Source organism: Rhodoferax sp. OV413 (assembly GCF_900104385.1).
GTDB lineage: Bacteria > Pseudomonadota > Gammaproteobacteria > Burkholderiales > Burkholderiaceae_C > Rhodoferax_B.
Genome location: NZ_FNJA01000005.1, coordinates 421,964 through 433,880, shown reverse-complemented (window position 1 = coordinate 433,880; position 11,917 = coordinate 421,964). Strand labels below are relative to the sequence as shown.

Sequence of the window (11,917 nt, the reverse complement as noted above, 5' to 3'; positions counted from 1 at the left end):
CGCCGCAGGGTGGGGTGGAGGTGGTGCTGGCCGCTATATGGTGCGAAGTCCTGCGGTTGGCTCAGGTGGGCCGCCACGATAACTTCTTCGAGATCGGGGGCGATTCCATCCTGAGCCTGCAGATCGTGGCACGTGCGCGGCAACAAGGCCTGGTGATCTCGCCGCGCCAGCTCTTCGAACGCCAGAGCGTGGCCCTGCTGGCGGCGGTGGCCGAAACGCTCGACCCCGCTGATGGTCGCAGCCCCGCGGCGGCGCGCCCCGCGCCCAGCGGCCTGGTGCCTCTGCTGCCGATCCAGTCCGACTTCTTCGCCCGCAGCAGCCTGCAATGGCAGAACGGCTTGCAACACAGTCATTGGAACCAATCCGTTCTGCTGCAAGCCGCGCAGCCACTGGATATCGCCGCGTTGCGCCAGGCCCTGGCCGCGCTGCTCGCACACCACGATGCGCTGCGTCTGCGCTACACCCGCCTTGAAGATGGCCACACGGGTGACCAATGGCGCCAGGTTTATGCACCGATGGCCCCCCATGCTGTAGACCAAGTGTTGTGGCAGCGCCAAGCCGACGATGCCGCCGACATCACCGCCATCTGCCAGCAAGCCCAACGCAGCCTGGACCTCGCCGCTGGCCCGCTGCTGCGCGCTGTGGCCATCGACGTCGCCGACGGCAGCTCGCGGCTGCTGCTGGTCATCCACCACCTGGCAGTGGACGGAGTGTCCTGGCGCATCCTGCTGCAGGACTTGAACCAAGCCTATGACCAGGCCCTGGCCGGCCAGCCGCTCACACAGCCCCTCCGCACCAGCAGCTACCAGGACTGGGCGCAAACACTGGTCCGCCACGCTTCCGACTACGCCGGTGAACTCGACCACTGGCGCGCCCAGCGTGCCGCACCGGCCCTTGCCTGCGCCCATCCGCAGGGCGCTGCCACCCAGCGCGAACGCGAACGTCTGGAAGTGCGGCTCGGCCGCGCCCACACCCAGGCCTTGCTAAAACAGGCGCCCGCGGCCTATCGCAGCCAGGTCAATGACCTGCTGCTGACCGCACTCGGCCGCGCCCTGTGCGAGGCCGGTGGCGTCTCGCGCGTGGCCATCGATCTCGAAGGACATGGCCGCGAAGACGTGTTCGACGGGATCGATCTCACACGCACCGTTGGCTGGTTCACCAGCCTGTACCCGGTGGTGATTGAGCCCACTGGTGACACCGGCGCAGCGCTCAAGCGCGTCAAGGAAACCCTGCGTGCCGTGCCCGGTCGTGGTCTGGGCCATGGCGTGCTCAAGGCCCTGGGCACGCCGGCGCAGCGCGAAGCGCTGCAGACCGGCACCACCGCTGCCCAAGATGGCGACTACGGTCCCGCGCAAGTGCTGTTCAACTACCTGGGCCAATTCGACGGCAGCTTCGATGCGCAGGCGCGCTGGCGCCCGGCGGCCGAATCGGCCGGCGACGAAGTGCACCCCGACACCGCGCTGACCCACGAATTCGCCGTCAACGGCCAGGTTTACGACGGCGAGCTGCGCCTGGTCGTGAGCTACAGCCGGGCCCGCCACGACGAAGTGGCAGTGCGCGCCTGGGTAGACGCCTTCCAGCGCGAGCTCGAAGCCCTGATTGCGCACTGCACCAGCGGCGCCCAGGGACTCACGCCATCGGACTTCCCGTTGGCGCAACTGGCCCAGCCGGGCCTGGATGCGCTGGCGTCGACGCTCGCCCCTTCGCGGGTGGAGGACCTGTACCCGCTGTCACCGATGCAGGCCGGCATGCTGTTCCACAGCGTCTACGAACGCCAGGGCAGCGCCTACGTCACGCAGCTGCGGGTAGACGTGCAGGGCCTGGACGTGGAACGCTTCCGCCAGGCCTGGCAGGGCGCCATGGCGCGCCACGAGATCCTGCGCACCGGCTTCCTGGCCGATGCGGAGCGACCACTGCAGTGGGTGGCGCGCCAGGTGGAGGTACCGTTGCGTCTGGAGGACGGGCGGCGCTGGGAGGATGTGGCCGGCGGGCTGGACGCGTTGGCGCAGGCCGAGCTCGTGCAGGGCTTTGACCTGGCCGAGCCGCCGCTGCTGCGCCTGGTGCTGGTGCGCACCGGTCCCGATGCCATGCATCTGGTCTGGACCAGCCACCATCTCCTGCTCGATGGCTGGAGCAAGGCGCAGTTGATCGCCGAGATGCTGACCCTGTACGGCGGCCGCGCACTGCCGCCGCGCCTGGGCCGCTACCGCGATTACATCCAGTGGCTGGGCCAGCATGACGGCGAGGCCAGCCTGGCTTACTGGCGCCAGCGGCTGTCCGCTCTCGACGAGCCCACGCTGCTGGCCCACGCCACGCCGCGCGAGCTTTCGCCCGCGGCACGGCGTGCACAGCGCCAGACGGTGCTCGACGAGGCGCGCACGCTGCGCCTGCAGGCTGTGGCGCGGCAGGCTCGCGTCACGCTGAACACCTTGCTGCAGGCGGCCTGGGCGCTGGCGCTGAACCGCCATGCGGGCCAGCGCGTCGTGGTCTTCGGCGTCACCGTCGCGGGCCGGCCGATGAGCCTGCCCGGCGCCGAGCAGATGCTGGGCCTGTTCATCAACACTCTGCCGGTGGTGGCCGATTGCGCGCCAAGCCTGGCGCTGTGGGACTGGCTGCGCGCGCTGCAGGCGCAGAACGCCGCATCGCGCGAGCACGAACGTACGCCGCTCAACGAAATCCAGCGCACCGGACCAGGCGGCAGCGGAGGCGGTTTGTTCGACACCATCCTGGTTTTCGAGAACTACCCGGTGGACGAGGCGCTGCGCCAGGGCGCGCCGGAAGGCCTGCGCTTCGGCCCGCTCGATGGCGAAAGCGGCAGCCACTACCCACTGACTCTGCGCGTCCTGGTCGGCCGCGAACTGACGCTGGACTACCTGGCCGATCTGGCCTGGATCGACACAGCCTGCGTCGAGTCGATGGCGCGTGAGGTGGATGCCTTCCTCGAAGCCTTCGCCGACCTGTATGCCGCGCAGGTACCCGCCGTTCCCCTGCTGGCCCACACCGCCAGAGCGCAGGGCAGCGCGGGACTGGAAACCGCGCCATCGGTCCACCACGCGGCCGACATCCTGTCGCTATGGGAGGTCCATGCACGGGCCGAACCCGGGCACGGCGGCGCACAGGACATGGCTGGCCGGCTCAACCAGGGCCAGCTTGATGCCGCCAGCGACCGACTAGCCCTGGCGTTGTGCCAGGCCGGCGTCGGCCCCGAGGTGCGCGTGGCCATCCACGCCGAACGCGGCGTGCCCTTCGTGCTGGCCGTGCTGGCCGTGCTCAAGGCCGGCGGCGCCTATGTGCCGCTGGATCCGGCACTGCCGGCGGAGCGGCTTTCCTACCAGCTGCGCGACAGCCGTGCGGCATTGCTGCTGGCCGGCCATCCGCTCGACTGGGATGCAGGCCTGCCGGTGTGGCCGCTGCACGGCTGGCCAATGGCGGAGGGCATGCTGCCCGGCTTCGGAGTGCCCTCGGTGGATGCGCAAAGGGAATTCGCGGCCCCGGCGGTCCAGCCGCAGCAGGCGGCCTATCTCGCCTACACCTCGGGCTCCACCGGCCAGCCCAAGGGAGTGACGGTCACGCGCGCAGCACTGGCCAATTACGTGCAGGCGCTACTGGCGCGGCTCGATTTGCCGCAGCCTGCGTATGAGGGCGGCATGGCCATGGTGTCCACCGTGGCGGCGGACCTGGGCAACACCGTGCTGTTCGGCGCGCTGTGTAGCGGCCAGCGGCTGCATCTTATCGGGGCCCACGAGGCCTTCGATCCCGACGCCTTCGCCGCCACCATGCGTGCGCAGCATGTGGACGTGCTCAAGATCGTGCCTAGCCATCTGCAGGCGCTGCTGTCGGCGGTCGACCCGGCGGGCGTGCTGCCCGCGCGCTACCTTATCCTCGGCGGCGAGGCCACGAGCCGCGCGCTGCTTGAGCGCGTGGCCGCCTTGCGGCCCGGCCTGAACGTGCTGAACCACTACGGTCCGACCGAGACGACGGTGGGCATCCTCACGCAGCCCGCAGCGTTGGCCGACAGCCGACTGCAGACGCTACCCATCGGCCTGCCGCTGGCGGGTAACAGCGCCTATGTGCTCGACGAACGGCTGGAGCCGGTGCCACACGGTGTGGCCGGCGAACTGTATCTGGGCGGGCTGCAGCTCGCGCGCGGCTACCAGGGCAGGCCGGGGCAGACGGCGGAGCGTTTCGTGGCGCATCCGCAGCGGCCCGGTCTGCGGCTCTACCGCAGCGGCGACCGCGTGCGCCAGCTCGAAGACGGCAGCCTGCTGTTCCTGGGCCGCGTCGACGATCAGGTGAAAGTGCGCGGCTACCGCGTCGAACTCGACGAGATCGCCCGCATGCTGCGCAGCCAGACCGGCGTGCTCGACGCCGCCGTGATCGCGCGCGCCGAGGCCGATGGTCGGCTGCAGCTGCATGGCTATGTGGTGCCGCAAACCGGGGCCACGGCCGACGCTGCGCGCCTGCGCGCCGCGCTGGCGCGCAGCTTGCCCGACTACATGCTGCCCGCCACGCTGACGTGGCTGGACGCCTTGCCGCTCACCGCCAACGGCAAGCTCGACCGGCGTGCACTGCCGCAGGCCCAAGCCCAGGCCGGTGCCTCCTATGAGGTACCCGTCGGTCCGGTCGAGGAAGCGCTGGCCGGCATCTGGGCCGCACTATTGAAGGCGCCGCGCGTCGGCCGGAATGACAACTTCTTCGAACTCGGCGGCGACTCCATTCTCACGCTGCAGATCGTGGCGCGGGCACGCCGCCAGGGCCTGGTCGTTACGCCGCGGCAGATGATGCAGGCGCAGACGGTAGCGGCACTGGCCGATGTGCTGGCCGATCCGGCATCGGCGGCCGTAGCCGGCCCGCAGGTCGTCCGGCTCGACCCCGGGCAGCCCTTCGCCCTCACGCCAATCCAGTCGTGGTTCTTCGAGCAGGGCTTCGAGGATGCGCACCATTGGAACCAGTCGCTGATGCTGGCGGGCGAACGCGGCGTCGATGCCGCGCAGCTGCAGACCGCGATCGAGCGCCTGGTTGCGCACCACGGCGCATTGCGACTGAGCTTCTCGCGCCATGGCGATGGCTGGCAACAGCAGGTCGCCGCATCCGGCGAGATTGCATATCTGGACTTCATCGACCTGAGCCAGGCCGAGGAGCCACTGGCCGCGCTGGCGCAGACGGTGGAGCGGCTGCAGCGCGGCCTGAGCCTGGCGCGCCCGTTCCACGCCACCTGGATCGATGTCGGCCCTGCCGGCGCGCGGTTGCTGCTGGCTGCCCACCATCTGGTGATCGACACCGTGTCCTGGCGCATCCTGCTGGAAGACCTGGAAACCTGTTTCCTCCAGGCCCGGCAGCCGGCGCAGCAGCCCGAGCCGCTGCCGCAAAGCGCGGGCTGGCAGGACTGGACTTTGCTGTTGCGCGCGCAGGCGGACAGCCCGGCCCTGCTGGCGCAACTGCCGTACTGGCAGGCGATGAGCAGCGGCGGCGTGGACCTGCCCGGCAACGCGCAGGGCCGCAACACCGTGGCCGATGCCGAAGTGGTCACGCTGGACTTCGATGAGGCCTTCACGCGCCGTCTGGTGGTCGACGCGGCGCGGCAGGCACGGGTGCGCATCGACGAACTGCTGCTGACCGCGTTGACGCAGACGCTGTGCGAATGGGCCGGACGCGACAGCGTGCTGGTCGAACTCGAGGGGCACGGACGCGAAGACATCGGCGAGCTCGACCTGAGCCGCAGTATCGGCTGGTTTACCTCGCTGTATCCGCAGCGCCTGGCCGCCCGGGGAGAAGCGCTGGCCACCGACCTGAAATCTGTGCTCGGCCAGTTGCGCGCCGTGCCGGGCAAAGGGCTCGGCTACGGCCTGCTGCGCCACCTGTCCGCGCAAGGCACGGGCCTGGCCGATGCGCCGCAGCCGCTGGTCAAGTTCAATTACCTGGGCCAGATCGACGAGCGTGCCGATGCCGGATCGGCATGGCGCATCGCCGACGAAAGCGCCGGCAGCCAGCGCGCTCCGGGCAGCCGGCGCCGCGCCTGGCTGGACGTGGGCGCACGTGTCTATCAAGGTCGGCTCACATTGCAATGGACCTACAGCTGCCGCATCCACGAAGGCCGCGAGATCAAGGCGCTACTGGCCCGCATGGGCCAGCGCCTGGAAGCATTGCTGCAGCATTGCCTCACCGGTGCCGTGGCACTAACGCCTGCGGACTTTCCTCTGTCCGGTCTGCACCAGGCCGGCCTGGACGCGCTGCCTGTGCCGCTGGCGGACATCGCCGACCTGTATCCGCTGGGGCCGATGCAGCGCGGCCTGCTGTATCACAGCATGCTCGACGAAGCCGGCGCGGCCTATGTGAACCAACTGCGCGTGGACATCGAAGGCTTGGACGAGCTGCGCTTCATCGACGCCTGGCGCGCCGCCGTCGAGCGCCACCCGATTCTGCGTACCGGCTTCGTGCAGGACGACGCGCAGCCGCTGCAATGGGTGGCGCGCCAGGTGGCGGTACCTTTCGAGCGGCTCGACTGGCGCGACCGGCCAGACCTGGCAGAGGCGCTGGACGTGTTCGCCCAGGACCAGCATCGCGCTTTCGACCTGAGGCGGCCGCCGCTGCTGCGCCTGGCGCTGATCCGCCGCGCCGAGCGAAGCCACCATTTCGTGTGGACCCGCCACCATCTGTTGCTGGACGGCTGGGGCACCTCGCAACTGCTCGGCGAGGTGCTGGCGCGATACCACGGTGCGCCACTCGGCCCGGCGCCGCGCCCCTACCGCGACTACATCGCTTGGCTCGCCGGCCAGGACGCGGCCCCTCACGAGGCCTACTGGCGCACGGAGCTGGCGCGCTTGCCCGAGCCCACCCGGCTGGCCGACGCTTTGCGCCGCCCTGTCATTGGCGCAGGGCATGGCTCGGTGCTGGCGCGCTGCGATGTCGCGCAGACGGCCGCTCTGGTGGCCGCGGCTCGGCGCGAACGCGTCACGCCAAACACGCTGGTGCAGGGCGCATGGGCACTGGCGCTGGCCGCCTCGACCGGCCAGCAGGCCGTGGTGTTCGGCGCCACTGTTGCCGGCCGGCCGGCCGAGCTCACCGGCGCCGACCGCATGCTCGGGCTGTTCATCAACACACTGCCCGTGGTGGTGGATACCGCCGCCGATGCCAGCGTGGGCGCCTGGTTGCGCCTGCTGCAAGAGCGCAACCTGGTGGCGCGCGAGCACGAGCACACGCCGCTGCACGAGATCCAACGTTGGTCCGGTCACGGCGGCGAGGGCCTGTTCGACAGCATCGTGGTGTTCGAGAACTACCCGGTGGACGCGACGCTGGCCGAACACCGTGAGCGCTCACTGCGTTTCGAAAACGTGCGCACCCATGACGTGACCACCTATCCAATGGACGTGGAAGTGCATCTGGCCGAGCAACTGTCGGTCAAGCTGGTCTATCGGCGCGACATGCTGCGCCAGGATGATGTGGAGCAGTTGAGCTGCAGCTTCATGCACCTGCTGAAGCAGCTTGCCGCGAGTGGCGAACGGAGGTTGCGAGAAATCGGCCTAGTCGACGCCATCGAACACGCCGTGCTGCGACAGATGGCGCAGGGCGTGGGCGCGGCACCGCAGGCCCTGGCAATCCACGAGCTGATCGCGGCCCAGGCCGCGCGCCAGCCCACAGCCGATGCGCTGCGCGTGCTGGACCGGGTGACGAGCTGCGCCGACCTGGATACGGCCGCCAACCGGTTGGCGCACCACCTGATCACTGCCGGTGCCGGACCGGAAACCCGCATCGGCGTGGCGCTGCGCCGTTCTGAACAGAGCATCGTCGCCTTCCTGGCTGTGCTCAAGGCCGGCGCGGCCTATGTGCCGTTGGACCCGGCCAACCCCGAGGAGCGCAACGCCTACATCGTGGCCGACAGCGGCCTGGCCCTGGTGCTGACTCAGTCGGACCTGGCGGACAGGCTGCCGGCCTCTGTGCTGTCGTCTGTGCCGTCGATCTGCGTGGACCGGCTCGACCTGGCCGGGGCGCCGGCGCATGACCCGCGCCTTCCCGTGCACCCCGCGCAGATCGCCTACGTGATCTACACCTCCGGCTCGACCGGCAGGCCCAAGGGCGTGGCGGTGGCGCACGGCCCGCTGGCCATGCATTGCCAGGCGGTGGCCGACATCTACGGCATGCGCGCGCAGTCTTGTGAACTGCATTTCATGTCGTTCTCTTTCGACGGTGCGCACGAGCGCTGGCTCACCGCGCTCAGCATCGGCGCCGCGCTGGCGCTGCGCGACGACGAACTCTGGGACGCGCCGCAAACCCTGGCCGCGCTGAAGCGCCACGGGGTGGGCAATGCCGCCTTCCCGCCGGCCTACCTGGCACAGATGGCTGATTCGGCAGAGCTGCAAGGCGAGGCGCCGCCGGTGGAGCTCTACGTGTTCGGCGGCGAAGCCATGCCGCGCGAGGCTTTCGACCGGGTGCGCAAGCACCTGCGCCCGCAGCGCCTGATCAATGGCTATGGACCGACCGAAACCGTGGTCACGCCGCTGATCTGGAAGGCCGATGCCGACACCAGCTTCGACTGCGCCTATGCGCCCATCGGCCAGCCGGTCGGGCGCCGCAGTGCCTATGTGCTGGACGCGGCGCTGAGACTGCTGCCGCGCGGCATGGTGGGTGAGCTCTACATCGGCGGAGAAGGTCTGGCGCGCGGCTATCTGGGCCAGGGCGGGATGACCGCCGAGCGCTATGTAGCCGATCCCTTCGATGCCGCGGGCGGGCGACTGTACCGTACCGGCGACCTGGTGCGCTGGCGCGAGGACGGGCAGCTCGAATACATGGGCCGGCAGGACCATCAGGTGAAGATCCGCGGCTTCCGCATCGAGCTCGGCGAGATCGAGGCCCGACTGCGTGTCCTGCCCGGCGTAGCCGACGCGGTAGTGCTGGCCATCGAGGCCGGCACACGGCGGCAACTCGTAGCCTACGTCGTGCCGGCTGCGGGCGAAGACGGGGATGCGTTGGCGGCCTGCGTCAAGCCGGGCCTGGCCGACAGCCTGCCCGACTACATGGTGCCCGCGCATGTGATCGTGCTGGACGCCTTGCCGCGGCTGATCAGCGGTAAGCTGGACCGGCATGCCCTCCCAGCGCCGGACAGCCGGGCGGCGCAGCGCTGGGTGGCACCGTCCACCCCGGAAGCCGCGGCCCTGGCCACGGTGTGGCAGGAAGTACTCGGCGTGCCCCGCGTCGGCGAGACCGACAACTTCTTCGAACTCGGCGGCGACTCGCTGCTGAGCCTGAAGGCCGTCGGACGCATGGCGGCCCTGGGTCTGCCGGGGCCTCGGCTGAAGCTGCGTGATCTGCTGCAAAGGCCGACTATCGCCGGCCTGCTCGAACGCGGCGCCGCTCAGGTCGAAGCCGTGGCCGCAGTCCCGGCCATGGCCTCGTTTGCGGGTTCGCCGCTGGTGCGACTGAACGGCATGGGCCAGGAAGGCCTGCCGCTGTTCTGCATGCATGCGGGCTATGGCACCGTCTTCGACTACCAGCCACTGGCGCGCCTGTTGCTAGGCCAGCGGCCGGTGATCGGCCTGATGTGCCGGATGCTGTCCGATCTCGCGTTCTACGACGCGTCGCTGGAGCAGATGGCGGCCGACTACGCGCGTGCGATCCGCCAAGAGCAGCCACAGGGGCCGTACCTGCTGCTGGGCTGGTCGCTCGGTGGCACCCTCGCGGCGCAGGTAGCGGCCAGGCTCGAAGCGCAAGGCCAGCGCGTGGCCTACCTCGGCCTGATCGACCCGTACCTGCCGGCGGCCGGGCTGGGCGAGCTGCTGGACTGGCGCCGCGAAGTGACGGCCTTCGTGCGTGCGATGCAGCCCGGCAGCGCCATCCATATCGACGACGGCGACATGCGGCTGGCCGAACTGCCGGACGCCGACGCCGATCCTGCGGCTCTGGCCGGCTGGCTGTCACGGGTGGCCGGGTCGCGCCGGCAGGCCCGTGCGGTCTACGCCGCGATGAGCGACATTGAGCTCGCCCGGCACCTGATTGTCGGGCACCGGCTGCGCCGGCTGGCGCTCGCCAGTGGTCCGCTGTCGGCGCTGCAGGTGCCGGCCTGCGCCTGGTGGACGGCGCAGCGGCGCCAGGAAGATATCGATGCGCTGGCGAACCAGCTGGCCCAGTCGGACATGGCCATGGTGCGCATCGATGCTACCCACGAAGACATGCCCGGCAATCGCGGGCTGCTGCAGGCAGTGGCCGACATGCTCGAGGGCCAGCTCGGCATGCGGTCGGGAATGGAGGCAATTTAAAGAGTGAGCGACGGCCCCGGCATGGCGCCGGGGTCGGCCTGTTTGCGGCCGATCTGGTTTGGATGGGCTGGATGCAGGCTATGGAAACGCTGCAGGCGGATCTCGGCCGACACTCAACAGGCCAGCGCCACCGGCTTGCCGGTGGCATGCTGCGTCAGCACTTCCATCTGGATGCCGTAGATGTGCTGCAGCTCGCCCGGCTGCATGATCGCCGCCGGCGTGCCCCGCGCGATCAGCCGGCCGCTATGCAGGGCGATGATCTCGTCGCAGAAGCGGGCCGCCATGTTCACGTCGTGCAGCACCACGACCACGGCCACGCCTTTTTCGCGCGCCAGCCGGTGCACCAGCGACAGCACTTCCACCTGGTGGGCGATGTCTAGCGCCGAGATGGGTTCGTCGAGCAGCAGGCACTGCGCATCCTGCGCCACCATCATGGCCAGCCACACGCGCTGGCGCTCGCCGCCGGAGAGCGTGTCCACCAGGCGGTCGGCGTAATGGCCGATGTCGGTGAGTTCGATCGCCTCGGCCACTTTGCGCCTATCTGTCGGGCCGAAGCGGCCCAGCGCGCCGTGCCATGGGTAGCGGCCCAGCGCCACCAACTCGCGCACCAGCATGCCCGAGGCCTCGGGCGTGGTCTGCGGCAGGTAGGCCACCTTGCGCGCGAAGGCCCGGTCGCTCCACTGCGCCAGGGGATCGCCCTGGAAGGAGATGCTGCCGCCGCTGGGCGGCTGCTGCCGCGCCAGCAGCTTGAGCAGGGTCGACTTGCCCGAGCCGTTGTGGCCGATCAGCGCGATGGCGCGGCGCGCCGGCAGGTCCAGGGTCAGGCCGTGCAGCAGTTCGCGGCCTGGTACGGCGAAGCGCACGTCGCGCAATGAATAGAGAGACTGATTCGAAGTCACGTTGCGGTGTCCTTGCTGAGCCCGGTGCGCCAGTAGGAGACGCACAGGCTTTGGGGTTTGTAGTTGGCGAGCAAAGGCCGCAGTCTGGAGGCCACGCTCAATTCGCCGGCCATCCAGACGAAAAGCGAGGGGTCCGGCGCCGGCCAAGAAGCTAGTTCCTCGCGCACCATTGCCTCGAGCCAGGGACTGGATGCCGTAGTCAGGCCGTTGCGGTACAGCCAGCGCAGCGTGACGCCCGGCGGTGTGGCGAAGTCGACGCGCTCCTCGGCCGAGGCCACCTCCACCAGGATCGTACCCAGCGCCTCGGCGGGGAGGGATTCGCCGATGCGGGCGATGGCCGGCAGCGCGGCTTCGTCGCCGGCGATCAGGTAGCGCTGCGCGGGCTGCGCGCCACGGCCACACGGTGCTGAGATGGCGCAGATGTCACCTGGCCGGGCCTGCAAGGCAAAACTGCTGCCCGGCCCGGCTGGCTGGTGCAGCACGAAATCAATGTCCAGCCAGCCTTCGCGCGCATTCACGCGGCGCAGGGTGTAGTAGCGCGTGGCGATGTCCTCGGCAAGCGATGCGGGCAGGAACGGATCCGCTTTTTTTTTCCGCAGCGCCTGCTGCACGGCCTCATAGCGCCCCAGCTTGGGCACATACAGGCGTACGTGTAGTTCACGGTTGTCTTCGTACGGTGCCAGGTCGCGGCCGGCCAGGCGCAGCCGCAGCATGTGCGGCGTCAACCGCGTCGAGGACATCACGCAGAGCGACAGCGGCACGCCGTCG

The 11,917-nt window shown here is 69.7% G+C and carries 3 protein-coding genes; 1 reads left to right on the top strand and 2 read right to left on the bottom strand.

Annotated elements, in window-relative coordinates; genetic code table 11:
- Positions 1-23: 23 nt before the first annotated feature.
- Positions 24-10,250 carry a non-ribosomal peptide synthetase gene (locus BLT66_RS18685; protein WP_218922630.1) on the top strand — a complete coding sequence of 3,409 codons (10,227 nt, stop codon included), beginning with the start codon at positions 24-26 and terminating at the stop codon, positions 10,248-10,250.
- A 113-nt stretch (positions 10,251-10,363) separates the two neighbouring features.
- Here the strand turns inward: BLT66_RS18685 and BLT66_RS18680 are convergent, their stop codons facing one another.
- Both BLT66_RS18680 and BLT66_RS18675 read right to left on the bottom strand, forming a co-directional pair.
- Positions 10,364-11,149: an ATP-binding cassette domain-containing protein gene (locus tag BLT66_RS18680; RefSeq protein WP_092759883.1), complete on the bottom strand. Its 786-nt coding sequence runs from the start codon at positions 11,147-11,149 to the stop codon at positions 10,364-10,366.
- A complete protein-coding gene (locus BLT66_RS18675; RefSeq protein ID WP_176955098.1) occupies positions 11,146-11,910 on the bottom strand; it encodes a siderophore-interacting protein in 765 nt (254 codons plus the stop codon). Before BLT66_RS18675 ends, BLT66_RS18680 begins: the two co-directional genes overlap by 4 nt.
- Positions 11,911-11,917 lie beyond the last annotated feature (7 nt).